Genomic DNA, 26,866 nt, shown 5'->3' on the forward strand with positions numbered 1-26,866 from the left:
CCTTTAGTCGAGCGCGTAGATCGCCAATCCGCTCAACAGCTTGGGGTAGAAATCGGTCGACTTCTGCGGCATCACATCGCCCGACAGCGAGATGTCGCGCAACTGGTCCAGCGTGATCGGCTTGATGAGAAACGCCACATCCGCCTCGCCGCTCTTCACCTGGCCCAAAGCCTCATCCGCCTCGCGAATGTAGCGAACGTTGCCCAGCTTGGTAATCGTCTCCTGGTTCAACCCCAGCAGCCGGTCGAGCACGATCAGGTGAAGCTGCACCACGTCGAGCTTTGCCTGGCGAGGCGAGATGCCTCCCAGCGCCGCGGCAATCGCGTCCGGCTTGGCCTTGAGTAAATACGAGCCAGCCGCCGTCGCAGCGATAAACGCGACGCCTTCCATCGTCTTCAACACGCCCAGGTCAACCTCGGCGAGTTTGCTCACCTCGAAGAACTCAGAAGCCTTCTCGGCGAACGCAGCCCCTGAGAAGTCGTGCAGACCATGGACCACGCGGTGGGTCGGAAGAATCGTGATTCCCGGCGCATCCATGTTCACGAAGGTCATCATCATCGCCGCCTCTGGGAAGGGCGGTGCCGGCAACTGGCTCGGGGCGAGACGCTCATCCTCGTCCGCGGGCTGGTTCAGCGGCAGCCGCAGTTGCGCCGACCGCTCCTTGGCATAGGCGACGCTGGTCTCGTAGCGGTGATGGCCGTCGGCGATGATCAGCTTCTTGTCCGCCATCGCGGTCAGGATCAAATTGATCAGCGTTGGGTCTGTGAGCTTCCAGACGCGGTGCACGACGCCGTACTCGTCTGTAATGGAGAGATCGGCAGGCGCGGGCTTCCCGTTTGTGCCAAAGATCAGCTTTTCCGCCGTAAAGGCCGGGTCGGAATAGAGCATGTAGATCTGTTCGCAGTACGCGCGCGTCGCCTTGAACAGGCTCATCCGGTCGGACTTGTGTTTAGGGAAGGTCTGCTCGTGCCGGTAGACGACCTTGTCCGCATAGTCATATAGATGACCGAGCGCAATGAAGCCCCGGCGTTCGCGAGTCTCGTCCGTGTGCGGAACCTTATAAGTCTGGGAGTACCCGTAAATTGCCGGCTCGGACTCTTCCGCCAGGATGTTCTCCTTGCGCCACTCCTTGAGATAACCGGCAGCCCGCGTATAGACATTGTCCTGTTCGTTGTCCTCAGGCTCGTGCTTTCCCAGGATCACGCGGACAAGGTTATAAGGGCTGGCGTCGTAGTAGTGCTGCTGCATCGCCGGAGTGATCTTGTCGTAAGGCTGGGTCACCACGTCTTCCATGTGGACGCGGGAGGGATCGTAGCGAAGTGCGCGGAATTGATAGATACGGGCCATGCGTGGGTCGTTTACTCCGTCAGTAGTTTTCTCGATTGTACGAGCTTTACGTTACAGTTCGCGCATTCAGCCGCTCGCAAAGCACCTTGGTGGCATCCGATTCCCTCCGGGCAACGTAAGCCATAATGAACCCGTCCGATCCGAATATCGCCCGCATTCGGCGGTGGTTCCATCTTCGTGACATCTATGGATGACGAAAAGGTCTAAAGTAGCAGCTACCGGAAACCGTCAAGATCGGCTTCCTAACGTTCGAGGTGGATCCCGGCGAAGAGAATCAGGGAGTGATGTCATGGAATACCTCACCTCAGGCCCCCAGTCACAGCGTGCCGCAGCCTCTCCTGCGGTGCGGCGTTTTCTGTCCGTAATACTTCTCGCAATGCTCGCCACAGGCGTCGCGGCCGCGCAGGAAAATCCTCTCGATTCGCCCAACACGACCATCGGGGCACCACCTAAGCCCGCACCGACGGCGGATTTACCCGCACCAAATCCAGCCGCGCCCGGTTCACCCGCGCGCAGGAACGCCCCTATCCGGGTGGACGCAAATCTTGTCCTCGTTCCCATGACGGTCACCGACCCCATGAACCGTCTCGTCACCGGCCTTGAAAAGGAGAACTTCAACGTCTTCGACAACAATCAGGGACAGGTCATCAAAACCTTCTCCACCGAGGACGCCCCCGTCACCATCGGCATCGTCTTCGACCTCTCCGGAAGCATGACGTCCAAGTTCGCCCGCGCCCGCAAGGCACTCTCCGAGTTCATGCGGACCTGCAATCCGCAGGATGAGTTCTTCGTTGTCGGGTTCAATGATCGCCCTGCCGTCATCGTCGATTACACATCGGATGTTGATGACGTCGAAGCTCGCATGGTGATGTTGAAACCCGAGAACCGGACGGCATTGATTGATGCCGTCTACCTGGGGGTGAGCAAGCTCCGCGACGCCAAGTACGACCGCAAAGCCCTCCTCATCATCTCCGACGGCGGCGACAACCGCAGCCGCTACTCCGAAGGCGAACTGCGCCGCATCGTCCGCGAGTCCGACGTCCAGATCTACTCGATCGGCATCTTCGACATGTACGCTTCCACAGTCGAGGAGCAGAACGGCCCGATTCTGCTGACGGACATCTGCGAGCTGACCGGAGGCCGTCTCTTCCGCATCACAGACATGGGCGAGATGGGGGACATCGCCACCCGCATCAGTGCCGAGCTCCGCAACGAGTACGTCATCGGCTACAAACCTTCCGAGGTGAGGAAGGACGGAAACTGGCGTAAATTGAAGGTGCGTCTGCTGCCGCCGCCGGGACTTCCCATCCTCGACGTGCATTATCGCCAAGGGTACTATGCACCTTCACAGTAAACCGATAGCATAGGACGACGTCGTGCTTCTAGACCTCCTCCAAACGGCAACCAGGGCCAATCGTGCTCCCCTAGCGACTCAACTCCAGTCGACGAGGCCATCTGCCCGATTTTCAATTCTCCTGGCCGGATCATTGCTATTGGCCTCTACTGTTTTGCTTCATGGCCAGACGCCTCAGCCGGTTCAGAGTCCTCCGCCCGTTCCAGGCCAGCCCTCGCTCACCGTCGATCGCGACCCGGTTCCTTCGCCCGACCCTGACCCCGCACCCGGCTCGGTCAACCAGACCGCCCCGGAGTCTCCGCAGGGTGCAATCACCAAGGGCTCTGGCGGAAAGTACGTTCTGCGTCAGGACACGTACGAGGTCCGCCTCAACGCGACCGTCCTCGACGGATCGGGCCGCTCCATCCTCGATCTCAACAAGGACGCCTTCCACGTCTACGAAGACGGTGTCCCGCAGACCATCGCCTCCTTTCGCCATGAAGACCTTCCCGTTTCGCTGGGCATCCTGATCGATAGCTCCGGCTCCATGTACGACAAACGTGCCGCCGTAAATCAGGCAGCTCTCGATCTGGTGAAGCTCTCAAATCCTGACGACGAGGCCTTTCTCGTGGACTTCTCCTGGGAGGCCTTCATCGACCAGGACTTCACCTCAGATAGCGAGAAGCTGAAGCAGGGCCTCGGCCTCATCAAGTCCAGCGGCGGCACTGCTGTCTATGACGCTCTCGTCGCCTCGGCTGACTATCTTGCCAAGAACGCCAAGCACCCGAAGCAGGTGCTGCTCGTCGTGACCGATGGCGAAGACAACGCCTCCAGCGCCACGCTTGAGGACGCCATCCGCCGGATTCAGGATCTCGACGGCCCGGTCATCTACTGCGTCGGCTTGCTCTTCGGCCCCGACACCGACAAGAATGAGGTCCGCACCGCCCGCCGCGTGCTGGAGGCTCTCTCCGAGCAGACCGGCGGCGTCGCCTACTTCCCGAAGAACATCAAGGAAGTGGACGCGATCGCCGCCGAAGTGGCCCACGACATCCGCACCCAGTACACCCTCGCCTACCGTTCCACCAAGTCGCCTACTCTTGGCGGCTATCGGCAGATACATGTGGATGCGAAGGAAAAGGGATACGGCAAGCTGCAGGTCCGGACGCGCAGCGGCTACTATCCCCGCACGGACAAGGCTGACGTAACCTCTGGTGCCAGCAAATAACTTAGGCACCCTCCAGCGTCATTCAAGCATTCTGCACCAAGTGTCTCCCAACCAACACTTAGCCATCTCGCGGCATCTCTTTAAATGAGCAATGCAGGCCGCGCGGCCAGGTGCTCAATCCCTCTGAAGCGAGTCCTTATTGACTTCAACGCCTGAGCGTGTCGACGAGCAGCCGAAAGAGAGTCCTTGGCGCGAGCGCGTCCGTGCCTTGAAGAACATGCCACCTGTCCTCAAGATTCTCTGGGACTCGGGCCCCGGTGTCGTTTCGGGCGGCCTCATTCTTCGCGTCATCGTCGCCGTCCTTCCCTTCGCCCTCGCTAAGGTAGCCCAGTACATCATCCAGGACATCGCCGATAAAGTAGCCCGCCATCAAGACCTTCCCGCCAATTTCTGGTATCTGGTAGGAACCGAAGTCGGATTGAATGTGCTTTTAGGGCTGATGACCCGCGCCGTCGACTACTCGGACGCTCTGCTCGCCAACCGTTACACCCAGCACGTCAGTGTCCGCGTGATGGAGCAAGCGGCACGCCTTGACCTGACGACCTACGAGAACCCCGTCTTCTACGACCGCCTGGAGCGCGCCCGTGTGCAGGCGACCGACCGCCTCGCCATGATTCAGCAGCTTGGCCGGTTGTTCCAGCAGGTCATCACGACCCTGGCGTTCTCTGCGGCACTTGCCGTCGCATCCCCGTGGCTCGTTCTTCTGCTCGCGCTCGGCGTGCTGCCGTCGTTCCTTGGCGAGACCCACTACGCCTTCCTTGGCTACGCTAAGAACTTTCGCCAGACCCCGGCCAAGCGCCAGATGGATTATCTCCGCCAGGTCGCCGGATCCCGTGAAGGCGCGAAGGAGGTCAAGCTCTTCGGCCTCAACAAGTTCTTCACTGACCGCTTCCAGGCCCTTGCCCACGCCATCTACGTTGAGGACACCGCCCTCGCAAGTTCCAAGCTCATCGTCGGCGGACTTCTCGGCATCATCGGCACTTTGGGCTACTACGGCGCTTACGTCTACGTCATCTATCGCACACTCGGTGGCCGCTACGATATCGGCGAGTTCACCTTCCTCACCACCTCGATCCAGCAGGCCAGCTCGAACCTGCAGCAGGTCTTCTCAACCGCCAGCGGCATCGCCGACCAGGCACTCTTCCTCACCGACCTGCTTGCCTTCTTCGAGATGGAGCCCACAGTCAAGTCAAAGCCGAACGGCCTTCCCGCACCGACGGTCATCCAGCAGGGCTTCGAGTTCCGCAACGTCTCGTTCTCCTACGCCGGCAGCGACCGCAAGATCCTGAGCAACTTCAACCTGACCCTGCGGCCCGGTGAACGCATCGCCCTGATCGGTGAGAACGGCCAGGGCAAGACAACCGTCGTGAAGCTCATCACGCGCCTCTACGATCCCACCGAGGGACAGATTCTCCTCGACGGCATCGATCTCCGTGAGTACGACCTCGCTGACCTCCACCGCCAGATCGGCGTCATCTTTCAGGACTTCATGCGCTTCGAGATGACCGCGAAGGAAAACATCGCCGTCGGTCGCGTCGAGCGCGACTACGAAGACGGTGAGATCGAACTGGCCGCCCACAAGAGCCTCGCCGACACCGTCGTCGCCAAACTCGAAGGCGGATACGACCAGGTCCTCGGCCGCCGCTTCGAGGGCGGCGTCGAACTCTCCGGCGGCGAGTGGCAGAAGATCGCCCTGGCCCGCGCCTATCTCCGCGATGCACAGCTTCTCATCCTCGACGAGCCCACTGCAGCCCTCGATGCCAAAAGTGAGTTGGAGGTCTTCGAACGCTTTGCCGAACTTACGCAGGGCAAGATGGCCCTGCTCATCTCGCATCGCTTCTCCACCGTCCGCATGGCCGACCGAATCGTCGTCCTCTCCGGAGGTAAGCTGGTGGAACAGGGAAATCACAAGAGTTTGATGGAAGAGGGCGGCCTCTACGCCTCCATGTTCGAGATGCAGGCGGCCAGCTACCGCTGACCTCTCACCTTGTCAGCCTGAGCGAAGTCACTCGCAGCGCTTCATCGCGAGTGACGAAGTCGAAGAACCTGCTTCTGCACTTCGCATTGCCCGTTTCACCTCGTCCGTCTCAACCAGGAAGGATTCAGTCATGGCCATCACAGACGACACCGTGATTCAAAGAGAAGAACAAGCCCCGCACTCGACCGTCCCCGACATCGAGATCCCCACTGCGGGCCTGCCCGAAGCCCCATCTGTATCCGATGAGATCCTGCGCGCCAATGCCGCAGCCCTGATAAGCCGCTGGCAGCCGCTTCCGAAGGCGGTCTCGTCCGAAGGGTTGAAGCTCCGCCTCAAAGCGCTCTCCGAACGCCTGAAAACCCGCCTCGCCGCCGCGAAGGCCATCGCCAACACCAAGGAGCTCACGCCGCAGCTTGAACTGCTCGAGAGCGGCCGCATGTTCGAGGCGGCCATCATCTCCGCCAATGCTGCCAGCGACAAGTTCGCCTCCATTCAGCGCATCCAGCTCCCCGACGGCTCGGAGCTTCCGCGCATCGTGAACCTCGCGGAGAACTACCTCGCCACCGCCGAGGGCATCTGGTCCCCTGCCTCGCTCTCCGTCTACACCGCCGAAGCCCAGCAACACGACCCTCTATCGCTCGACGAGGTCCGCCTTCTCCCCGAGGCGCTCAAGCTCGCACAACTCGAGTACATCCTCGACCGGGCAGACGAGACCTTCGCCGCGCCTACGATGCCGTCCATCGAGGAGTCGCCCTTCTCTGCTCCCATCCACAGCCTGCGCCGCCTTAACCAGTACGAGTGGCGCAAGCTGCTTGAATCGATCCTCAAATTCGACGCTGTCCTGCGGCAAGATCCGACCGGCATCTTCGCCCGGATGGAAGACGAGACTCGCGCCTCGTATCATGAGCGCGTCGCATCGCTTGCCTCCCGCGCCGACAAGAGCGAGCTCGAGACCGCGCAGACCGCGCTCGATATGGCCACGCGCGCCGCGCAGCGAAAGAGTTCCGATCCCAAGACACAATTCCGCGTCTCCCATATCGGCTACTATCTCTTCGCTGAAGGCCTGCCCGAACTCCGCAACAAGATTGGCTACCACCCGCCCTTCATGCAAGCCCTGCGCGATGGCCTCCGCCGCTATAACGAAGATTTCTACATCCTCGGCATCTTCACCCTCTCGGTCCTGCTCATCGCGGCCCTCATCCTTCCTCTCGTACCCCACCACGACTTCGCCGCCGTCATCTTCGCTCTCCTCTTGGCACTCCTTCCCGCGACGCAGGGCGGAGTCGACCTCATCAACTCCACCGTCTCCGCGCTGCTTCACGCCGAAGCGCTGCCCAAGGTCGACTTCTCCAAGGGCATCCCCAATGAATCTCGTACCCTTGTGATCGTCCCGTCGCTTCTGTTGAACGAGGCCCAGGTGCGCGATCTCTTCGAAGAGCTTGAAGCGCGTTATCTCTCGAACCAGGACCCTAACCTCCACTTCGGTCTTCTCACCGACCTCGCCGACTCCGCGGCTCGTCCCTTCGACGAAGATAAGAACATCCTGGTCAACCTCGCTGTCCGGCTCATCGACGAGCTCAACGAGAAGTACGCTCGCGAAGTCGGCGGCAAGTTCGTCATGCTCCACCGGCATCGCGTCTTCAACGCGCGCCAGGGCGTATGGATGGGATGGGAGCGCAAGCGCGGCAAACTCCTCGACCTGAACAAGTACCTTCTCAATATCGAAGACGCCTTCCCCATCAAGGCGGGTCCGGTCGAACTCCTCAAGGGCATCCGCTATGTCATCACGCTCGACTCCGACACCCAACTCCCACGCGGCACAGCAGCACGCATGTCCGGCACGCTGGCCCATCCGCTGAACCAAGCCATCATCGATCCCCGCAGCCGCATCGTCACCGCCGGATATGGCATCCTTCAGCCGCGCGTGGGTGTCTCCGTCAGCTCGGCCTCTCGCTCGCGTCTCGCCGCGCTTTACTCCGGCGAGACTGGCTTCGACATCTACACCCGGGCCGTCTCCGACGTGTATCAGGACCTCTTCGGCGAAGGCATCTTCGCAGGCAAAGGCATCTACGACGTTTCTGTGCTGCACCAGGTCCTGGATCGCCGCTTTCCGCGCAACGCTCTCCTGTCCCACGATCTGATTGAAGGCGCGTATGTCCGTGCCGGCCTCGTCACCGACATCGAGATCATCGACGACTACCCCTCGCACTACTCTGCCCACACCCGCCGCAAACACCGCTGGCTGCGCGGCGACTGGCAGATCGCGCAGTGGCTCTTCGGCCGCGTTCCAAACGAAGACAACCGCATGGTTGCGAACCCGATCAGCACTATCTCGCGCTGGAAGATCTTCGACAATCTGCGCCGCTCGCTCGTCGAACCCGTCACTTTTTTGCTGTTGATCTGCGGCTGGTTCTTCCTGACCGGCGGCCCTCGTTATTGGACCGCCGCGACGCTCATCCTGCTTCTGCTGCCTAACTTCGTTCAGCTTGGCTTCGGCCTGGGTCGTGCTGCCCTCAAGATGAGCATTCCTACAGCACGCGACGGAATTGCTGCCTTTTGGGCATCGTGCGGAATTACGCTGCTGAACCTCATCTTTCTTCCGCACCACATGCTGCTCTCGCTGGATGCGATCATCCGCTCGCTCAACCGCAAGTTCGTCTCCGGCAAACACATGCTGGAGTGGGAGACGGCTGCTCAATCCGAGTCCGGCAGCAAGAAGACCCACCTGGATTTCTACCTGCGTCTCTCGCCCGTACTCGCGCTGGCCTTCGCCGCCATCATCTTCCTCCGGCATCGCAGCGCACTGCTGCCCGCCGCACCGATCCTGCTCTTGTGGGCCATCGCGCCGCTGGTATCGAGCTGGCTGAACTCTTCTCCCACGCGCACAGAGAAGCCCCTTACCGCTGCCGATACTACTTTCCTCCGCCAGCAGGCGCTTCTGCTCTGGCGCTACTACGCAGAGTTCGGCGACGAGAAGAACCACTGGCTTATCCCCGACAACGTGGAAGAGAAAGATACGCTCCAGGTCCTCAAGCTCTCGCCGACCAACCTCGGCATGCTCTTCAACGCCCGCCAGGCGGCGTACGAGTTCGGCTTCATCACGTTGCCGGAGTATGCCTCCGCGTCGCTCGGCACCCTTGCGACATACGACCGACTCGAGAAGAACCACGGCCACATCTACAACTGGTACGACATCGAAACGCTCTCCGCGATTCCGCCGTTTACCGTCTCCGCCGTCGATAGCGGAAACCTCGCTGCGGGGCTTTACACGCTCCATGCAGGAGCCGTGGACCTGCTCAAGCGTCCCGTGCTCTCGCCTGCCTCGTTCGCCGGCATCCACCTTATGCAGGATTGGGTGGCTGGCTCGAACTCCCATAAGTCGCACAAGGGTGAAGAGGCGAACGCGCTCCGCGCACTCACCCAGGATCTCTTCGCGATGCCTGACTCCATTGGGTCCCACTCGTCTGAGACCGCGTGGATCGCCGCAGAATGCAGCCGCCGAATCGTCGCGCTGCGCAACTTCATTGAAAGTTATGCGCCGTGGCGTCTGCCGGAGTTCGAGCCGCTCTTCGAGTCAGCCTCTTTAGGCACCGAGATCGACTCGAAGTCACCAGCGCTTGAGAACGCCGCCGCCTACGCCCAAACCATCCAGGCTAAGCTCGAAGAAGCCTGCTGCAACTTCGCATTGGGATCGCCCCTTGGCGAACTGGCTAACAAACTGAAGGCGCTCATCCCCACAGCCGACCGCAACCTTCGCGCGCTCCACGCAGACATCCTCGCCGTGGCCAATCAGGCCCAGGCGCACGCCGAGGCCATGGAATATGGCTTCCTGCTGGTCGAAGAGCGCCAGCTGCTCTCCATCGGTTACGACGGCCCCACCGAGAAGCTCCACTCCGCCTGTTACGACCTGCTCGCCTCCGAGGCCCGCATTGCGAGCTTCCTCGCCGTCGCCAAAGGCGACATTCCGCAGCAGTCGTGGTTCCGGCTCGACCGCTCGCATGTTCTGGTGAAGGGCCGCGCCTGCCTCCTATCGTGGACGGGCACCATGTTCGAGTACATGATGCCCGCACTGTGGATGAAGAACTTTCCCAACACGCTCATCTACCGCTCGCTCGAGTCCGCCGTGCAGATCCAGCGCGACCACGTCAAGAAATTCCCCGGCCACATGCCATGGGGCATCTCCGAATCGGGCTTCGCCGAAACGGATTCCATTGGACGCTACGGATATCAGGCCTGGGGCATCCCTTCGCTTGCATTGAAGTATGGCGCTGAAGACGGCCCCGTCATCGCACCCTATGCGACGTTTCTGGCGCTGCCCATCCTGCGCGGCGAAGCCATCGCCAACCTCCGCCGTATGGCCATGCAAGGCTGGGTCGGAGCCTACGGCTTCTACGAAGCGGCGGACTACACCGCAGACCGTGAACCACGGCTTGTCAGGTCATGGATGGCCCACCACCAGGGCATGTCGCTGCTGGCGCTCACCAATCTGCTCTGCGACAACATCTTCCAGCGCTGGTTCCACGCCAATCCGCGCGTGAAGGCGTCAGAGCTTCTCCTCCATGAGAAAGCTCTAAGCAAAGACACGCTGAAGTCGCTGAAGGAACGCCAGATCCCAGCAGCATAATCAGGCCGGCACAAAAGCACGGGTGCCCCATCCATTCGGGGCCTCCTTGCGAATGGGTGGGATGCAATGATTCCCCAGCGGTAACGCTTGCCTCCCTAAAGCCGATAACCTCTCCATGGAGAGCCCCGCGGCAGCAGCGGTCCAGACAAATCAGAGGCCACCGGCTCTGTCCATCCCGCCTGTAGCTAACGACCTCCGCGCCGGCAAGCACCTCGTCTTCCGCCTCGCCAGCGAGGACTTCAGCATCCGCGTCGCCAGCGTGCAGGAGATCCTTGGCATCATGGAGATCACCTCCGTCCCGCAGACGCCGCTCTCCGTCAAGGGCGTCATCAACCTGCGCGGCCGCGTGATTCCCGTCGTAGACCTCCGGCTTCGCCTCGGCTTCCCCGCGCAGGCCTACGCGGAGCAGACCTGCATCGTCGTCGTTCGAACCCGGCCCGCAGGCTTCGATCTCCTCACCGGCATCATCGTCGACGAGGTATCGGAGGTCGTCAACATCCTCGCCGAAGATGTTCAGGACACCCCGGACTTCGGCGCCTCGATCCCATCTCCCTTTCTTCTTGGCATGGCCCGCATCAACGACAAGGTAAGAATCCTTCTCGACATCGATGAGGTGCTCAAGGGCCACGATATCGCAGGACAGCCTTGATGCCTGAAGACCTCACGCCCAACGACCTCGACCTCCCATCGCAGGAACCCGGCGACATGAGCGCCTATACCGCCGACCCGGCGATGCTCACCGACTTCATCGTCGAGGTCCGCGAGCACCTCACCTCGATCGAAGAAAAGATCCTCCACATCGAGAGCACCGGCGCGGACTCCGGCGACATCAACGCCGCCTTTCGTGTCTTCCATACGATCAAGGGACTCGCCGGCTTCCTCGAGCTTTCGGATATTCAGCAAGTCGCGCATGAAGTAGAGACCCTGCTCGATCTTGGCCGCTCCCGCAAACTTGCTTCGCTCTCATCGATAGCCGATGTCGTCCTGCAATCGATGGACTTCATCCGCGCCGAGACCGACCGGCTCGAACTCGTAGCAACCTCCGATGGAGTCGTCCCCGAGCCTGCCCCATCTCTTGTATCTGCAGACACGATCATTCAGAAGATTCGCGCGACCGCCTCCTCATCGCAAGAGAGCAGTGAAGAACATCAACCGTCCGCAGCAGGAGATGCGCCCTCCGCGCACGACATCCGATTACCCGAGACCCAGCCCAGCTCCGCTAAGCAAGAGTCCACTCGCAACTCCTCCCTCCGTGTCGAGACCGCCAAGCTCGATCACTTGATGAACATGATCGGCGAGCTCGTCATCGCACAGACCCTCATCAGCCACAACCCGCGACTCCTCGGCTTGCAAGACTCCCGTCTCACCGGCGATCTCGCCCTGCTCACCCGCGTCACCACAGAGGTTCAGCGCATCACCACCAGCATGCGCATGGTGCCCATCGGGACTCAGTTTCACCGCACCGCGCGGCTCATCCGCGACCTCTCCCGCCAGGTCGGCAAGCGCATCGCTCTATCTACCGTTGGCGAAGAGACCGAGCTCGACAAGACCATCGCCGAAGAGCTCGCTGACCCGTTGCTGCACATGGTCCGCAACTCCATCGATCACGGCATCGAAATCCCTGAACAGCGCATCGCCGTAGGCAAAGATCCGACCGCCAACATCCGCCTCGCCGCATATCACACAGCCGGCCAGATCGTCGTCCAGGTCTCGGACGACGGACGCGGCCTCGACCGCAATCGCATCCTCGCGAAAGCGACGGAGCGCGGCCTCGTCCGCCCCGGCGCTCAGCTCACCGACACCGAAGTCTATCTGCTCATCTTCGAGCCCGGCTTCTCCACGGCAGAGGCAGTCACCGGCCTCTCCGGCCGTGGTGTCGGAATGGATGTCGTGAAGAAGCACGTCGAAAAACTCCGCGGTCGCATCGATATCCAATCGGAGCCAGGCAAGGGAGCCACCTTCTTCCTCCGGCTGCCGCTGACACTCGCCATCATCGAAGGCCTCGTCGTCTGCGTCGGAGACAACCGCTACATCGTTCCGATGTTTTCCATCCTCGAGATCCTTCGACCGGATGAATCTTCGCTATCGACGGTTCAGGGCAACGGTGAGATGGCGACCGTGCGTGGCATCCTGCTACCCATCGTGCGGCTGCACGAGCGATTCAACCTTGTCTCCAGCACACGACAACTAACCGAAGGCATGTTGATCGTCTCGCAGAGCGAAGGCAAACGCTTCTGCCTCTTTGTAGACGATGTGCTCGGCAAGCAGGAGGTTGTCATCAAGACCCTCGGTGCAACCTTCAAAGACGTTGCCGGTCTAGCGGGATGCGCTGTCCTCTCCGATGGCCGCGTAGGTCTGATCCTCGATGTCCACGCCATCTATCGAACGCCGCCCATTCAGGCCTTCGCGCACCTGGGCGCTCAAGCATCCACGGCGTCTGCCGATAACCACACCCAAGGGGTGGATTGAGATGAGGGATACCGTTCTGATCGTCGATGACTCGGCGATGATGCGAAAGATTGTGTTGCGCGCCCTCTCAGTGGCTGGTCTGGAGTTCAACTCGGTCCTCGAGGCCGCCGATGGCAACGAAGGTCTCGAAGTCCTCAAGTCCAACAAGGTTCAGCTCATCATGTGCGACATCAACATGCCCGGCATGAACGGCCTCGACATGCTCCGCGCCATGCGAACGCAAAATATCGGCGCGGGAATACCGGTGGTCATGGTCACCACAGAGAGTTCTGCCGAGCGCGTCCGAGAGGCCGTCGCCGCCGGTGCCAGCGGGTACATCCGCAAGCCATTTTCTCCAGAACAGGTCAAGCTGAAGGTAATCCCTCTGCTCGCCGCCTAGCCTTTGAAGAACCGCCGTTGAGGAAGCTCTGATGACGCGACCCGAACCCGCTGTCCCGGCCACGGAACTCTTCAGCCACGACAACCTTCTGCGGATGGACGAGACGGTGAAAGAGGTCTTCGGCACCATGCTCGGCATGGACGTTGCCACCCGCCCCTGCCCTCTCTGCGAGGAAGACTGCATCCACGGCCCGCACACCGCCCACATCGGATTCGAGGGCGTCATCTCCGGCCACTGCGAGATCCATCTCAGCCGCAACGCGTCTGCTGCCATCGCCAGCGCCATGCTCGGCGGCGTTGAAGTCGACGCCCAAAGCGACGCCGTCTGCGATGCCGTAGGCGAGCTCTGCAACATGCTCGCCGGCGGTTGGAAAGACCGGCTCCCCAGCCTCTCTGCGGAATGCCACATCACCGTTCCGGTGAGAAGCTGCGATCTTCATAAGCACGATCCCGGCAGCCAACCAATCCAGGCCGCAGCGGAGCTTCAGGTCAGCCATCGCTCCTACACCTTCGGCGGCCAACACCTGCTCGAACTTACGCTGGCGCGAGCACGCTAGCCCGAATCTCTCGATCTAACGCAGATAGATCACGCCGCCCTTCATCACGAACTTCACTGACTTCGTCACCGCGATATCCTTCACCGGATCACCTGGAACAGCGATGATGTCCGCGAAGTATCCTGCCTTCAACTGGCCAATCTCCGCATCCCAGCCAAGCAGCTTCGCGCCATTCAGTACGTCCGCCTGCAACACAGCCAGCGGAGCCATCCCATACTGCACCATCAGCTCAAGTTCCCGCGCCTGAGTCCCATGCGGGAACGGCCCGACGTCGCTCCCCACAGCCATCGGCACGCCCGCCGCGAGCTGCTTCTTGAACTCCTCCGCATGGATCGCCTGCAGCTTACGTTCCCTCGCCGCTCCCTCGGGAGTGGATGCGTGATCGGCGAAGTACTCCGTAATGGTGAAGGTCGGCACCGCGTAGATGCCCTTGGCCTTCATCGCCGCCATGGTCGCATCGCTCAACTGGTACGCATGATCGACCGACACCACACCCGCCGCCACCGCATATCCTGTCCCCGGCTCGCCCGTCGCATGAACTGCAACATGCGTTCCCTGCCGCGCCGTCTCTGTTATTGCCGCCTCAAGCTGCGCCGTCGTGTACTGATACGGCGTATGGAACTTACCATCAACCTCGGAGTCCTTGCCCGTCTCGTAGATCTTGATGAAGTCCGCGCCACCCTTTAGCTCTTCACGAACCACGCGCACCAGGTCATCCGCCGAATCCGCATACGTCGCATTCGACATCACCTTCTGTTCCGGGTTGAAGCCGATTGCATCCTCATGCCCGCCCGTGATGTCGATTGCATTTCCGCTGACGCGCATCCGTGGCCCCGGAATCATCCCCGAGTTGATCGCGTGGCGCACCGCTGAGTCCGCTGAGCCGGCTCCCTCGGTACCCATATCGCGCTCTGCGGTGAAGCCCGCCATCAGGTCCGCCTTCGCAGCGCTCGCGGCGATCAAAGTCCGCTTAGGAACGCTCTCTTCCACCGTCTGCAAGTCTTCGTCGCCCGGATGCAGGAACAGGTGCACGTGCGCGTCGATCAAGCCTGGCATCAACGTCTTGTCGCCAAGGTCGATGACCTCCGCCCCATCCGGTCGCGCCACCTTTGTTCCGACTTCAACGATGCGGTCCCCACGAACGAGGATCTCGCCCGGCGTTGTCATCGTTCCCGCTGCAACATCTAGCAAGCGCGCCGCATGGAGCACCACTACCTGCTTCGGTTCAGCAAGCTGCGCATACGCAGCCGACACCGTAAGGCCGGAAAACACGATTGCCGTAAACAAAGTTTTCATCGTGCAAGCAGAATACAGTGAAGCGCCTACTCGAACACTGGCGTCAGCAGCCGCACCAGTTGCTCCGGCTCCGCCAGGAACGCGTCGTGCCCATGCACCGACGCCATCTCGCGATAGTCGCACTTCGCTCCCGCCGCGCGAATAATCGCGGCGAGTGACCGTATATCCTCCGGCGGAAAAAGCCAGTCCGTCGAGATGCCCACCAGCGTCAGGTGCGCGGTGATCCGGCTGTAAGCCACAAAGGGCGACTCGTGGCCGCGCACCGGGTCGAACGTATCCATCGTCCGGGTGATCGCGATGTAGGAATTCGCATCGAACCGGCGGTTGAATTTTTCACCCTGATGATCGAGATACCCCGCCACATCGAAGCGCCCGTTCTGCCCGGCAGAAGTCGAGATCCACGGATTTTCCTCGCTGCTGCCAATCCCGGGCCGGTTCGGCTTGCGGTTGAACCTCTGCTCAAACAGCGGCACCGACTTGTAGCTGATGATCCCCAACGCTCGCGCCAGCGCCAGCCCGCCCTCGGGCTGCGGCCCGTCACCATAGTAGCCACCCTTCCACGCCGGATCAAGCATGATCGCCTGACGCTGCAGGTGATTCAGTCCCAGTCCCATCGCCCCCAGCGAAGCCACGCCAATGCTGATCGCCCGAGCCACGCGCTCCGGAAACAGGATCGCCCACTCCAGCACCTGCATCCCGCCAATCGAGGCGCCGATCGCCAGCTTCAGCCGGGCGATGCCTAACGACTCGATCAGCTTCGCTTCGACCCGCACTGTATCGCGAACGTTGATGAGCGGAAAGGTCGGCCCGTAGAGTTTGCCCGTAGCCGGATCGACCGACCCCGGCCCGGTTGACCCATAGCAGGAGCCAAAGATGTTGATCCCGATCACGCAGTCGCGCTCAAGATCAAGCAGCCCACCCGGCAGAAACAACTGTGGCCACCACTCCGCCACCTGCGCGGAGCCCGACAGCGCATGGCATACCAGCACCGCGTTATCCCGCGCCGCATTCAGCCGTCCATACACCGCATAGTGCAGCGTGGGATTCACAAGCTCTTCACCGCTCTCCAAAGCGAGGACTTCGTGCAACACGAAGTCCCCCTCAAAGGACGGCTTAGGTATTTCAAAAGGAGAACCGCTCGTCATTTCGCCGCGAGTTCCAGTTCCTTCTCGCTCACCGCACTGTTCGCCGCAGCAATCGCCTGGTCAAGATCCGCGATAATGTCGCGAATGTCCTCGATACCAATCGAAAGCCGCACCAGCTCCGGCACCACGCCCGTCGCCGCCTGTTCTTCGACCGTGAGCTGCGAGTGCGTCGTCGACGCCGGATGGATCACCAGCGACTTCGCGTCGCCGATGTTCGCCACGTGCGAGAAGAGCTTCAGCGCATTGATGACCTTCTTGCCCGCTTCGTATCCGCCCTTGATGCCGAAGGTCACAAGAGCGCTTTGTCCATCCGGCAGATACTTCTTGGCGCGGTCGTAAAATTTGCTCGACTCTAGCCCCGGATAGTTCACCCACGCAACACCCTCATGCCCTTCAAGATGCTTCGCCACCGCCAGCGCGTTTTGCGAGTGCCGCTCCATGCGCAGGTGCAGCGTCTCCGCGCCCTGCAGCAGAAGGAACGAACTGAACGGCGACATCGCCGCTCCCGTATCGCGCAGTCCTTGAACCCGCGCCTTCAAAATGAAGGCCAGCGGCCCGAACGCATCCGCGTAGACCAGCCCGTGATAAGAGGGATCGCCCTCGGTGAACTCCGTGAACCGTCCCGAAGCCTTCCAGTCGAACTTGCCCGCATCAACTATCACGCCGCCAATCGTCGTCCCATGCCCGCCAATGAACTTTGTCGCCGAGTTGATGACGATGTCCGCGCCCCACTCAATCGGACGCACAAGCGCAGGCGAGGCCGACGTGTTATCAATCACCAGCGGCAGCCCATGCTCATGCGCAATCGCAGCCAGCTTCTCGATATCGACCACGTCCAGCTTTGGATTCCCGAGCGTCTCGGTGTAGATCGCCTTCGTCTTCGAGTTGATCGCAGCGCGCAGCCCCTCAAAGTCATCGGCATCGACAAAGCGCACCGTGATGCCCTGCCGAGGCAGCGTGTAGTGGAACAGGTTGTAAGTCCCGCCATACAGCGAGGTCGTTGAGACAATCTCATCGCCCGCGCTCGCCAGCGTCTGGATCACCAGCGTCTCGGCCGCCTGCCCCGAAGCCGTCGCCAGCGCCGCGACGCCGCCCTCAAGCGCCGCAATTCGCTTCTCGAAGACGTCCGTCGTAGGGTTCATCAGCCGCGTGTAGATGTTGCCGAACTCCTGCAGCCCGAAGAGCCGCGCCGCATGGTCGGAGTCCTGAAAGAGATACGAAGTGGTCTGGTAGATCGGCACCGCGCGCGCGTTCGTTGCGCTGTCTGCCACCTGCCCGCCATGAACCGCCAACGTCGCCAACTGTTGCTTCGGTGCTGCTGCTTCCTCTGCCATCTCTTCTCCTTATTGTTGCGAATGTCTCTTGAAAGACAAATGGCCCACTATCCGTAGGATCGTGGGCCGTTTGGAACCTTTGCCGTCTATCGCTATTGCATCCGGCTGTTCCCGCACCCGCTCACACAGACACAACACGCGCGCATCGGCATGTTCTTTGAGATCGCGTAAGCGGCGCGAAAAATCATGGGAGAAGTATGCCTTTGAGACTGGTGGAATTGCAAATGGATCGATGGAGAAGAGATAGTCGACAGACTTATCCTGCCTTCTCGCTCAACTCTGCCCACCGCGCATACAAGGCATCCGCAGCTTCCTGAGCCTTCTCCATCTCCGCGAGCGCTGCCGTCAAGCGCACCGGATCGACCGCTACGGCGTTGTCCTCAAGCATCTCCCGGGCCGCCTGCAACCGGTCCTCAGCAGCCTCCACCGCCGCCTCAATCGCCGCATACTCCCGCGCTTCGAGATAGCTCAGCTTCTTCTTGCCGCCACTCGGAGCCTGAGCTGCGGGTGCAGCAACCGCCGTTCCCGCTGCTCCCGGAGCGATCGAAGCCGCGATGATCTCCTCGCCCTTGATCCCCTTCGTCTGCTCCCACTGCGAGTAGTCCGCGAACCGCTCCGCTCCGCCGCGACCATCGAGTCCCAGCACAATCGTCGACACGCGATCCAGCATGTAACGGTCGTGCGTCACCAGCACCAGAGCACCCGTGTACTCCAGCAGACTCTCTTCCAGAATCTCTAGGGTCGCGATGTCGAGATCGTTCGTCGGCTCGTCGAGCAGCAACAGATCGGCAGGCTCCAGCATCAACTTCGCGATCAACACACGCGCGCGCTCGCCACCCGAAAGTCGCGATACCGGCTGGTTCAACTGCTCGCTGGTAAACAGAAACTTCGTCGCATAGCTCGCCACGTGAACGACGCGGCCCTGATAGACGACCGAGTCCGAATCCGGTGCCAACGCGCGCCGCAACGTGATGTCCTCGTCCAGCTCCCGCGTCTGCGAGAAGTAGACGATCTTCAACGAAGATGCCAGCTTGATCTCTCCCGATGCCGGCTTCAATTCGCCAGTAAGAAGCCGCAGCAACGTCGTCTTTCCGCTGCCATTCGGGCCGACAAGGCCTACGCGCATCCCTGACGTGATCAGGAAGTTCAGTCCCTCGACGATCTTCCTGGCGTTCGCGCCTTCTCCGAGAACGACTGAAACATCCTCGAACTCCACCAGCCGCTTGGTCTGCCGCTCGCTCGCCGCAAACTCGATTCCAGCGCTCGAAGTCTGCGTCCGCTGATTCACATCCTTCAACTGGCCGATGAGATCGTTCGCGCTGTCGATGCGCGCCTTGCTCTTCGTCGTCCGCGCCTTCGGTCCGCGCCGCAGCCAGTCGGTCTCGATCTTCACGCGATTCTTCAGCGCGTCCTGCAACTTCGACTGCGCCTCAAGATACTGCTCCTTTCCTTCGAGGAACTTGCTATAGCTCCCCTTCACGCGCAGCAGCCCATCCGCATACACGCGGTTCAGCTCGACCATCTCTTCAGCCGTGTTCTCAAGAAAGTACCGGTCGTGCGAGACCATAACCACCGCCGACTCCGTCTCCTTGATGACCTGCTCCAGCCACGCGATCCCCGCCAGATCAAGATGGTTCGTCGGCTCGTCGAGCAGCAGCACCTCCGGCTTGGTCACAATCGCCTCGGCGATCGCAAGCCGCTTCCGCCAACCTCCAGAGAGCCGCGATGCCTCCGCCTCCAGGGACGGAAACCCCGTTCGCCCGCTCGTCTCGCGCAGTCGCCCCTCGCGCTCGGCCTCGGGGATTCCAGCCGCAACTAGCGCTCGCTCCAGCACATCGCGCACCGTCAGCTTTGGCGCAAAGACTGACTCCTGCTGCACATAGCCCACCCGCGCCCGCTTGCGCACGGCCACGTCGCCGGAGTCGGCATCTTCATCACCGGCGAGCACCTTCATCAGCGTGCTCTTGCCCGCTCCGTTCGGCCCAATCAGCCCGATATGGTCGCCGTCCGAAACGGTAAAAGAGATGTCGTGAAAGAGGGGCGTAGCGCCAAAGGCCTTGGTCAGCCCCTGCGCGTTGAGGATTGGTGGCATTCCTCCAGTTTACCGTTCCTCTGACCCGCAACCTAATCGCGCTGAGGGGGCTAGCCGCTTAGAGTGGGTTGAGTCGGTTCGTCGATTCGTCTATCGCCTTGGCTTCTAGGTAAGCCAGGGCTTCAGCCTTGGCATTTCGCGCCAGCCGACAACGCGGGCTTCAGCCCCTGGGGTATGCCGTCTGAGTTCAGCGAAGAATCCCCGCATTCGCCTTTGCACTTCACCGCGCATTCACACTGGTTGTAAACTTTCTCTATGACTGACTCGAACGATTTCATCCCCAAGCCCGGCGCAATCAAGATTGGCGGCCTTGGCCGCAAAGCGCAGAAGCTACAGGCCCTCCGCGATAAGGCCGCCCAGGGCAAGACCGGAGCCAAGCCTCTGAACGCCGCCTCGACCAACATGAAGGCAAAGGACTCCTTCGCTAACACCAAGAAGACGACCTTCCAGCGTAAGGCTGTGTAAGTGAAGGCAACTGACTTCCGCTGGCCATTTCTGATCGTTCTCGGCGGCGTGATACTGCTTGGAAACCTCGCAGAACCAGCAAGCCTGGGTATCACTTCAGACTGGTCTGATGGCCGATATCGTTTCGCCGGAGGAACTGCTCCGTGGGCATTGGGATCATCTGTTGTGATTCTTGTCCTCTACTTTTGGCTCATGGTGACACCCTCCGCGAGCGCGCTAAATCCGCTGCCCGGAATCATCCGGAGATGGCTCGCATTCTGGATTGATTTTGTACTTGCCATCATGATGGTTACGCCGATCCTCGGCGTTATCCCGTGCATCCGCGAGTGGCGCCGGACCGGGATATTTGAGTGGTCTTTTGAGAGAACCTCCTCCGCACCGGGCGATGGTTGGGTGACAGCAGTTACCTTCCTGCTATCCCTCACAGCAATCCTCGCGTACTGGGCATATCCCTTGATGCGCGGAACGCCTTCGCCGGGTTCATGCGTCCTTGGGTATCAAATCGCACCTGCCGACGAAAGACCGATGACCGTTCAAAGAGCATTTCTCAGAACCTTGGTCGGATTTGTAGCAGTCTGCACGCCCTATCTCGCGCCATTTATCAAGCGCAATCGCAAACGAGGACAGTTTTGGCTTGATGAAGTCTTTGGAACTTATGCGGTCCAACTCAAATAGCTGCTCCGAAGCAGCGCCCTAATCCAAATCAAAATCCCTCAACGGCCTCTCCGTCAGCGGACTCTCTTTCGCCTTCTTCACCGCCTCCGCGAACTTCTTCGCCAACACATCCTCCTTGTTCTTCTCCGCGTCCACCGACTGCCGGAACAGGCTCTCGCGCCTCTGGTCGCTCTCGCGCAGCGCCCTCGCCGCCTCGCTAAAGTCCTCAAACATCTTCTTCTTCGGCGCGGAGGTGTGCGCAATGATCGCCCGGCTCACCGGATCGATCTTCAAAATCCCGCCGCAATCCGGACAACTCACCTCAAATGCTTCGTCGCTCAATCCCATTGCATGACCCTCGGCAACATTCTAATCGTCAGCGCGGTGTCACCGGCTTGGGCCGGACGAAGGCGAAAATAACCGCCATCAGAGGAGGCGCAAGCAGCACTCCCCAGAACGGAATCAGAATCCCCAGCACGATCGGCCCAAAGAATGCCGCCCACCACGGCACGCGCGTCGTCCGGTGCAGGATATACGGCCCGATGACCAGCCCTTCCAGCACCACGATCAACCCATAAAGTCCCAGCACAAAACCGAGCCGGTACTCGTCGTGCCCGCTGAAGGCGACGGCCAGCACCGGCCCGATCAGGGCGATCATTCCGCCATAGGTTGGAATGAACTGGAGCAGGGCGCCAAAGATCGCCCACAGAGGCGCGAAGGCCACGCCAATCAATTCAAGACCCGCAAACCAGATGCAGCTGACGATGAGCGCGTCGAGCGTCGTCGCGCGCCACCACCCCATGAGCGCCGTTCCTGCCGTTTTGATCGTCGAACCGTTCATCCTGATATTTGATGCTCCCATCAACGCGCGCCGCCACCGGCATCCATCTTTCCATACCAACTTGCGCCTGACCGCAAGCATCTGATGGAGAGCAACGATACAAACTGGAGAACATAATCATGGCAGTCATGATGCAGGCCTTCTTCTGGGATTGCCCGAAGATCGAACAACAGGAACATAACTGGTGGAACCACGTCGCCTCGAAGATCGACGATCTTGCCAAGGCCGGTATCAGTTCCCTCTGGCTGCCTCCAGTTTCGAAGGCGGCAGACCACAAATCCATGGGTTACGACCCCTACGACTACTTTGACCTGGGGGACTTCGATCAGAAGGGTGGCACCAAGACCTGGTACGGCAACTCGGAAGAGCTAAAAGCCCTCATTGCGAAGGCCCACGCAAAAGGGATCGGCCTGTACGCGGACATGGTCATTAACCACAACTCCGGAGCGGACGAAGAGGAGGTCAACCCGCTCGACGGGCAGACCCGCTGGACCAAGTTCACTCCCAAGAGCGGTCGCTTCCCACGCGACTGGAACTGCTTCCACCCCAGCCGCTACGAGCACGTGATGATGGAGGGCGAAAACTTCGCCGGCTTCCCCCACCTCTGTCACCGCAACCCGGCCGTCTACGCGGCCATGTTCGAGTACTCCCGCATGCTCATCGAAGAGCTCGGCTTCGACGGCTTCCGCTTCGACTTCGTCAAGGGCTTCGGCGCATGGATCATCGGCATCCTTGCCAAGTACCGCTACGTCAAGGACGGCAAGGAGTTCACCCCATGGGTCGTCGGCGAATACTGGTCCGGCGAGCAGGACATCGACGCGTGGCTGGAGAAGGTCAACAGCTACACCGACACCCAGATCTCCGCCTTCGACTTCCCGCTTCGCTATCAACTCAAGAAGGTCTGCGACCAGCCGAACTACGATCTCCGCAACCTCACCTACGGCGAAAACATCCTGATGAAGCGCCCGCTGCACGCGGCCACCTTCGTCGATAACCACGACATGGGCGACGATATGATCGTCAATGACAAGCTGCTCGCCTACTCGTTCATCATGGTCCACGAGGGCTACCCGAGCGTCTTCTGGTATGACTACTACAACAACGGCCTCGCCCGTCCGCTTACGCCGAACGGCATCGACGCTCTCATCCAGGCCCACCACAAGTACGCCGGGGGCGACAGCCAGATCCTCCACGCCGACCCCGACCTCTACATCATGCAGCGCCATGGGTGGAAGGACGACACCACCGACCAACCCGGCCTCGTGTACGTGCTGAATAACCTCGGCGACAAGTGGTCCGGCACGGTGGTCAAGACGAAATGGGCTAACCAGAAGTTCGCCCCCATTGCCTGGGATGGCCACGGACTCTACGGCGCAGTCGCTCACCCCGACGAGCGCACCACCGACGCCGACGGCAACGCCGAGTTCCCCGCCCCACCGCGCGGCTACTGCATCTACGCTCCGGTCTTCTAGTACAAACTTCAAATTCGATTCCTTCGAGGACTCAAACCACTCTTTGATCGAGCCCTGGGTCTTCGGAGGATCGACCTCTGAATCCTCAACTCCGCATACTTCAAACCACAGCGAACCTGATCACTGAGGAGCTCCGCGCATCAGTGTTCTGTTTCGACGCATCAGCAACACGAGTGCTCGCCGGATATACCGCGCAAGTACCGGCATCGTAATTACGGCCATAATGCCCCATACAACCAGAGCGTGCCACTCCCATTGCCAAATCTCGTGAAAGAGGCGAAACGGATGACGGCTCAGATGCTCGAGCTGGCTTCTGCTGAGCGGCAGTCGATGCGTGTGAAAAAGATGGACTCCCAACTCGATGAATGGAAGAAACAGCAATAGGTGGAGGGGAGCCACAGCGTGTACGCCGATTTGTGATGCGATCTGGTTGAGACCAAAGGCCCAGGCAAGCATGATGACTAGCAGCGTAGTGAGTCCAACGGACGGATTAATGCCGATAACAATGCCAAAGGCGAGACTCCACGCCAGACGGCGCGGCGTCACTCCGCCTCGAAGTTGACGTAGCAACGGGCGCAATATTCTGCAGCGGCAAAATTCGCGCACGGCCTCTCGCACAAGCATCACGCATATTGTGATGCGGAATAGGCGTCTTTCGCTGATACCTTCGCCGGGGTTATATCAGTGGACCCCTGATATTCTGACAGTATGAAATTTGGCGTTCTCGTCTTCCCTGGCTCCAACTGCGACCACGACACCTTCAACGTTATCGAGAGCCACGTCGGCCGGCCCGTGAGCTTCCTCTGGCACGCCTCGGAAGACCTCGAAGGCTGTGACGCGATCCTCGTCCCCGGCGGCTTTGCCTATGGCGACTATCTCCGCACCGGTGCCATCGCGAAGTTCGCCCCGGTCATGCAGTCGGTGAAGAAGTTCGCCGCGAACGGGGGCCTGGTCCTGGGAATCTGCAACGGCTTCCAGATCCTTTGCGAAGCCGGCCTGCTGCCCGGAGCGCTGATGCGCAACGCGAATCAGCACTACATCTGCAAGCAGGTCCATCTCCGCACCGAAACAACCGATTCGCCCTTCACCAACGCGCTCGCGCCTGGCCAGGTGCTCAAGATGCCCATCGGCCACATGGAGGGCAACTACTTCTGTGACGATTCCACGCTAGCCGAACTGAAGTCGCAGGGCCGCATCGCCTTCCGCTACGCCACCTCAACAGGCGAAGTCACGCCGCAAGCCAACCCCAACGGCTCGCTCGAAAACATCGCCGGAATTCTCAGCGAGGGCAAAAACGTTCTCGGCATGATGCCCCACCCAGACCGCTCCAGCGAGACGCTTCTTGGCTCCGCCGACGGCCTGCGGCTCTTCAAGGCGATGGCCGAAGCCCTCCTGACAACCGTCTAGGCGGAAGTGGGCTTCCGATTATGCGGAGCGCGACTCGACCATCAATACGGAGGCGTTCCGCTTACGTTTGGAGGCGTACATCTGGTGATCGGCGTGGAGCTTCAGCTCCTCGGTGGTCTGACCGTGGTCCGGATACCTTGCGAAGCCGAGGCTTGCCGATCCCAGCACCAGTCTTCCTTCAATCGAAAACGGATGGTCGAAACACTTCTCCAGGCGGGATAGAACTGTTTCGGCATTTTCATAGGACGAATCCGACGGCATGATTAGAAGAAACTCATCGCCACCAATTCGAGCAAGCGTATCGCTCTGCCGCTTGGCGGCTAGCAGTCGCGCGCTGATCTGCTGCAGATAAAGATCGCCGATGCGGTGACCGTGCTGATCGTTCACTTCTTTGAAGCGGTCGACATCGATATAAATCACCGCGACTTTGCTGCCGTTGATTCGCGCTTCTTCAAGAGCGTCCTCGAACCGGCGATCACACAGGCGGCGGTTCGGAAGTTCGGTCAAAGCGTCGTGCGTAGAGTGATGCACCAGCGCGCGATGGAGCAAGAGCTGGTTCACCGCGAGCTTGGAGATCTCGAAGAGCATATCGAAGACTTCATGCCGGTCAGCAGACGGCACGTAACCCTTCAGCTCCGAGACAACGATCCAGCCAACAATCTCTCCTTCGCTGCCGTGGAGATCCATCTTGTAGAGCTGCTTTGCCGGATTTGCAGGATTGATCGCCTGCGCAGGTGTGTCTTGACCCTTCTCTTCGAAGAGATAAGAGCATTCCACGCCGGGAAGAAGCGAGACCACCGCGTCGCAGATCATCGTGAGAAGCGCATCTGGCGTGGGTCCGGAGTTGATCTTCTCGAGAATCCTGCTGCGCTCGCGAGCGATGGACATGGATCGCTGGATTCGGTTCGTCTGGTCCAGTAGCCGCTGTCGCAATAACATCGCCCATACGGCGATCACGACGGCGACACCTAGGAACACTGCCAGAAGCTCGAGAAGGTGACGCACGGTCCACCACGATGGCTGGGCAAGTAGCTGGGCATCCGCTCCTGACCGCATCTCGATGCGAAAGAGGGAGGGAGTGCGGAAGGGTCCTCCCGCGATAATCCTGCAGATCCCTGTTACCTGCACCTTGCTGCCGGGAAGAAATTTGGCGAGTTGTCCAGCATCAAGCGTTGCGCTTACAAGATGTCCATCTACATCGACGACAAGCGTGTCTGAGCTCGTACCTTGCAACTGAGAGACGACCTTCCCCGACATGGAGATGAGGTTGTCGCTAAAGAGGCCGCTGTAGGCCTGTGCGTAGGTCACGGCTTGAGGAGTGAGTCTCGCGGAGAAGCCCGTTGGTACGACAGAGGCCTCGGTCAGGCTTGGAGCGTACTCGCGATCGCTGGCAAATCCAAACGCATCCACCACGTCCCCGATCGCCAGATCGGAGGTCTGTCGCGTCTGAACATAGATGCTCTTGCCCTGCTGTTCGAGGACGGCCGAGTCGCCCTTCTTATAGTAAGTGAGGGTGCCGCGGACTCGCAGACGGCTGGACGTATCGTCTACCTTTCTCGACGGAAAGACTTCATCGATGTCCGTCAGAGCGAGGTCTTCCAGCCGGGTTGCGGGCTGCTTGAGCACCTTGATGAAATCGGGTGATGGAATGTACAGCATGATTCCCGTCAGCTGGTTCTTGGCATCAAAGGCTCCGCCCGCCACGCCGGTCATCTCGACGGTCGCATCCACAAGGGACTTTGGGTTGGCCCCGAACGATGGGTCCAGATACACCTCAACCTCGCCACCCGCCATGGCCACATCCAGATGGATCGAAGGGGAAGGATGGGTGGAGAGTGTGAGTTCGTGCAGCTCGACATCCTGAGCACGAACAATGCCGCGAAACTTTACCAGGAGGCAATCTCCCTCGCCGGAGGCCAGCCTTGAATAGCTGAACTCGGGGGCTGGGTACTGCTTGCCTGGCCCCAAAACAGTAATTGTGGGATCGAGTGAAACTTCGGTGCGGAAACTTGCGTGCGTAAATCCGTCGACCGTTACGGAATCCCCAGTTCGTATCGGGTAGGTCTTACCGGAATTGATGTACACACCACCCGTAGCGTCCTGGAAGAACAAGACCCCGTCCGAAGGATCGTAATAGCTGATCGTTCCGACTAGATGAACCTTCGCAACCGGAGCGCTCGCCGGCCGGCTATGCACCTGCGCTGCAGTCAACAAAATGGTTGGATCCGATATCCCTTGCTGGCAGTAAG

The 26,866-nt window shown here is 60.4% G+C and carries 21 protein-coding genes; 12 read left to right on the forward strand and 9 right to left on the reverse strand.

Annotated elements, in window-relative coordinates:
• Positions 1-3 precede the first annotated feature (3 nt).
• On the reverse strand, positions 4-1,347 hold the full coding sequence (locus OHL18_RS21720) for a DUF1015 domain-containing protein (RefSeq protein WP_263376983.1): 1,344 nt from the start codon (positions 1,345-1,347) through the stop codon (positions 4-6).
• Positions 1,348-1,636: 289 nt separating this feature from the next.
• Here OHL18_RS21720 and OHL18_RS21725 point away from each other — a divergent pair, with 289 nt between their 5' ends.
• From OHL18_RS21725 to OHL18_RS21760, 8 genes are all read left to right on the forward strand, one after another.
• A complete protein-coding gene (locus OHL18_RS21725; protein WP_263376984.1) occupies positions 1,637-2,701 on the forward strand; it encodes a VWA domain-containing protein in 1,065 nt (354 codons plus the stop codon).
• A 139-nt stretch (positions 2,702-2,840) separates the two neighbouring features.
• Complete coding sequence (locus OHL18_RS21730; protein WP_263376985.1) at positions 2,841-3,905, forward strand: VWA domain-containing protein; 1,065 nt, start codon at positions 2,841-2,843, stop codon at positions 3,903-3,905.
• Positions 3,906-4,122: 217 nt separating this feature from the next.
• A complete protein-coding gene (locus tag OHL18_RS21735; RefSeq protein ID WP_263376986.1) occupies positions 4,123-5,883 on the forward strand; it encodes an ABC transporter ATP-binding protein in 1,761 nt (586 codons plus the stop codon).
• A gap of 130 nt (positions 5,884-6,013) precedes the next feature.
• Entirely contained in the window at positions 6,014-10,507 is a 4,494-nt protein-coding gene (locus tag OHL18_RS21740; RefSeq protein ID WP_263376987.1) for a glucoamylase family protein, read from the forward strand.
• A gap of 115 nt (positions 10,508-10,622) precedes the next feature.
• The gene (locus OHL18_RS21745; protein ID WP_263376988.1) at positions 10,623-11,156 is read left to right on the forward strand and encodes a chemotaxis protein CheW; all 534 of its coding nucleotides are present in this window, start codon (positions 10,623-10,625) and stop codon (positions 11,154-11,156) included.
• Positions 11,156-12,976, forward strand: coding sequence for a chemotaxis protein CheA (locus tag OHL18_RS21750; RefSeq protein ID WP_263376989.1), 1,821 nt, complete (start codon positions 11,156-11,158; stop codon positions 12,974-12,976). The genes OHL18_RS21745 and OHL18_RS21750 overlap by 1 nt, the downstream gene beginning before the upstream one ends.
• Before the next feature lies 1 nt (position 12,977).
• Positions 12,978-13,355, forward strand: a complete 378-nt coding sequence (locus OHL18_RS21755) for a response regulator (RefSeq protein WP_263376990.1) — start codon at positions 12,978-12,980, stop codon at positions 13,353-13,355.
• A 31-nt stretch (positions 13,356-13,386) separates the two neighbouring features.
• On the forward strand, positions 13,387-13,911 hold the full coding sequence (locus OHL18_RS21760) for a chemotaxis protein CheX (protein WP_263376991.1): 525 nt from the start codon (positions 13,387-13,389) through the stop codon (positions 13,909-13,911).
• A gap of 15 nt (positions 13,912-13,926) precedes the next feature.
• Here the strand turns inward: OHL18_RS21760 and OHL18_RS21765 are convergent, their stop codons facing one another.
• The 4 genes from OHL18_RS21765 to OHL18_RS21780 all read right to left on the reverse strand — a co-directional run bounded on the left by OHL18_RS21765 (position 13,927) and on the right by OHL18_RS21780 (position 19,778).
• Positions 13,927-15,207: a metal-dependent hydrolase family protein gene (locus OHL18_RS21765; protein ID WP_396275069.1), complete on the reverse strand. Its 1,281-nt coding sequence runs from the start codon at positions 15,205-15,207 to the stop codon at positions 13,927-13,929.
• Between the two features lie 26 nt (positions 15,208-15,233).
• Positions 15,234-16,298 carry a homoserine O-acetyltransferase MetX gene (gene metX / locus OHL18_RS21770; protein WP_263376993.1) on the reverse strand — a complete coding sequence of 355 codons (1,065 nt, stop codon included), beginning with the start codon at positions 16,296-16,298 and terminating at the stop codon, positions 15,234-15,236.
• Positions 16,299-16,348: 50 nt separating this feature from the next.
• Positions 16,349-17,686 carry a homocysteine synthase gene (locus OHL18_RS21775; protein WP_263376994.1) on the reverse strand — a complete coding sequence of 446 codons (1,338 nt, stop codon included), beginning with the start codon at positions 17,684-17,686 and terminating at the stop codon, positions 16,349-16,351.
• Positions 17,687-17,942: 256 nt separating this feature from the next.
• Positions 17,943-19,778, reverse strand: coding sequence for an ABC-F family ATP-binding cassette domain-containing protein (locus tag OHL18_RS21780; RefSeq protein ID WP_263376995.1), 1,836 nt, complete (start codon positions 19,776-19,778; stop codon positions 17,943-17,945).
• A 255-nt stretch (positions 19,779-20,033) separates the two neighbouring features.
• On the opposite strand from OHL18_RS21780, the gene OHL18_RS21785 reads away from it, so the two are divergent.
• Together OHL18_RS21785 and OHL18_RS21790 are read left to right on the forward strand one after the other, a co-directional pair.
• Complete coding sequence (locus OHL18_RS21785) at positions 20,034-20,243, forward strand: hypothetical protein (RefSeq protein ID WP_184221609.1); 210 nt, start codon at positions 20,034-20,036, stop codon at positions 20,241-20,243.
• Positions 20,244-20,918, forward strand: a complete 675-nt coding sequence (locus tag OHL18_RS21790) for an RDD family protein (protein ID WP_263376996.1) — start codon at positions 20,244-20,246, stop codon at positions 20,916-20,918.
• Positions 20,919-20,936: 18 nt separating this feature from the next.
• Here OHL18_RS21790 and OHL18_RS21795 read toward each other — a convergent pair whose 3' ends face one another.
• Together OHL18_RS21795 and OHL18_RS21800 are read right to left on the reverse strand one after the other, a co-directional pair.
• Entirely contained in the window at positions 20,937-21,245 is a 309-nt protein-coding gene (locus OHL18_RS21795; RefSeq protein ID WP_263376997.1) for a hypothetical protein, read from the reverse strand.
• 28 nt (positions 21,246-21,273) lie between these two features.
• A complete protein-coding gene (locus OHL18_RS21800; RefSeq protein WP_263376998.1) occupies positions 21,274-21,738 on the reverse strand; it encodes an AI-2E family transporter in 465 nt (154 codons plus the stop codon).
• Between the two features lie 119 nt (positions 21,739-21,857).
• On the opposite strand from OHL18_RS21800, the gene OHL18_RS21805 reads away from it, so the two are divergent.
• Entirely contained in the window at positions 21,858-23,210 is a 1,353-nt protein-coding gene (locus OHL18_RS21805) for an alpha-amylase domain-containing protein (RefSeq protein WP_263376999.1), read from the forward strand.
• Between the two features lie 120 nt (positions 23,211-23,330).
• On the opposite strand, the gene OHL18_RS21810 is transcribed toward OHL18_RS21805, so the two are convergent.
• A complete protein-coding gene (locus OHL18_RS21810; RefSeq protein ID WP_263377000.1) occupies positions 23,331-23,834 on the reverse strand; it encodes a DUF2062 domain-containing protein in 504 nt (167 codons plus the stop codon).
• 84 nt (positions 23,835-23,918) lie between these two features.
• Here OHL18_RS21810 and purQ point away from each other — a divergent pair, with 84 nt between their 5' ends.
• A complete protein-coding gene (gene purQ, locus OHL18_RS21815) occupies positions 23,919-24,617 on the forward strand; it encodes a phosphoribosylformylglycinamidine synthase subunit PurQ (RefSeq protein WP_263377001.1) in 699 nt (232 codons plus the stop codon).
• Positions 24,618-24,635: 18 nt separating this feature from the next.
• Here the strand turns inward: purQ and OHL18_RS21820 are convergent, their stop codons facing one another.
• Entirely contained in the window at positions 24,636-26,831 is a 2,196-nt protein-coding gene (locus OHL18_RS21820) for a GGDEF domain-containing protein (RefSeq protein WP_263377002.1), read from the reverse strand.
• Between the last annotated feature and the right edge of the window lie 35 nt (positions 26,832-26,866).

The sequence above is a fragment of the Granulicella aggregans genome (assembly GCF_025685565.1).
In the GTDB taxonomy this organism is placed as follows: Bacteria; Acidobacteriota; Terriglobia; order Terriglobales; family Acidobacteriaceae; genus Edaphobacter; species Edaphobacter aggregans_B.

What these genes read in the sequence shown, in the direction of transcription:
- OHL18_RS21720 (WP_263376983.1), bottom strand. Translation starts at nt 1,347, where the DNA reads ATGGCCCGTATCTATCAATTCCGCGCACTTCGCTACGATCCCTCCCGC.
- OHL18_RS21725 (WP_263376984.1), top strand. Translation starts at nt 1,637, where the DNA reads ATGGAATACCTCACCTCAGGCCCCCAGTCACAGCGTGCCGCAGCCTCT.
- OHL18_RS21735 (WP_263376986.1), top strand. Translation starts at nt 4,123, where the DNA reads ATGCCACCTGTCCTCAAGATTCTCTGGGACTCGGGCCCCGGTGTCGTT.
- OHL18_RS21740 (WP_263376987.1), top strand. Translation starts at nt 6,014, where the DNA reads ATGGCCATCACAGACGACACCGTGATTCAAAGAGAAGAACAAGCCCCG.
- OHL18_RS21745 (WP_263376988.1), top strand. Translation starts at nt 10,623, where the DNA reads ATGGAGAGCCCCGCGGCAGCAGCGGTCCAGACAAATCAGAGGCCACCG.
- OHL18_RS21750 (WP_263376989.1), top strand. Translation starts at nt 11,156, where the DNA reads ATGCCTGAAGACCTCACGCCCAACGACCTCGACCTCCCATCGCAGGAA.
- OHL18_RS21755 (WP_263376990.1), top strand. Translation starts at nt 12,978, where the DNA reads ATGAGGGATACCGTTCTGATCGTCGATGACTCGGCGATGATGCGAAAG.
- OHL18_RS21760 (WP_263376991.1), top strand. Translation starts at nt 13,387, where the DNA reads ATGACGCGACCCGAACCCGCTGTCCCGGCCACGGAACTCTTCAGCCAC.
- OHL18_RS21765 (WP_396275069.1), bottom strand. Translation starts at nt 15,207, where the DNA reads ATGAAAACTTTGTTTACGGCAATCGTGTTTTCCGGCCTTACGGTGTCG.
- OHL18_RS21775 (WP_263376994.1), bottom strand. Translation starts at nt 17,686, where the DNA reads ATGGCAGAGGAAGCAGCAGCACCGAAGCAACAGTTGGCGACGTTGGCG.
- OHL18_RS21780 (WP_263376995.1), bottom strand. Translation starts at nt 19,778, where the DNA reads ATGCCACCAATCCTCAACGCGCAGGGGCTGACCAAGGCCTTTGGCGCT.
- OHL18_RS21785 (WP_184221609.1), top strand. Translation starts at nt 20,034, where the DNA reads ATGACTGACTCGAACGATTTCATCCCCAAGCCCGGCGCAATCAAGATT.
- OHL18_RS21795 (WP_263376997.1), bottom strand. Translation starts at nt 21,245, where the DNA reads ATGGGATTGAGCGACGAAGCATTTGAGGTGAGTTGTCCGGATTGCGGC.
- OHL18_RS21800 (WP_263376998.1), bottom strand. Translation starts at nt 21,738, where the DNA reads ATGAACGGTTCGACGATCAAAACGGCAGGAACGGCGCTCATGGGGTGG.
- OHL18_RS21805 (WP_263376999.1), top strand. Translation starts at nt 21,858, where the DNA reads ATGGCAGTCATGATGCAGGCCTTCTTCTGGGATTGCCCGAAGATCGAA.
- OHL18_RS21810 (WP_263377000.1), bottom strand. Translation starts at nt 23,834, where the DNA reads ATGCTTGTGCGAGAGGCCGTGCGCGAATTTTGCCGCTGCAGAATATTG.
- purQ (WP_263377001.1), top strand. Translation starts at nt 23,919, where the DNA reads ATGAAATTTGGCGTTCTCGTCTTCCCTGGCTCCAACTGCGACCACGAC.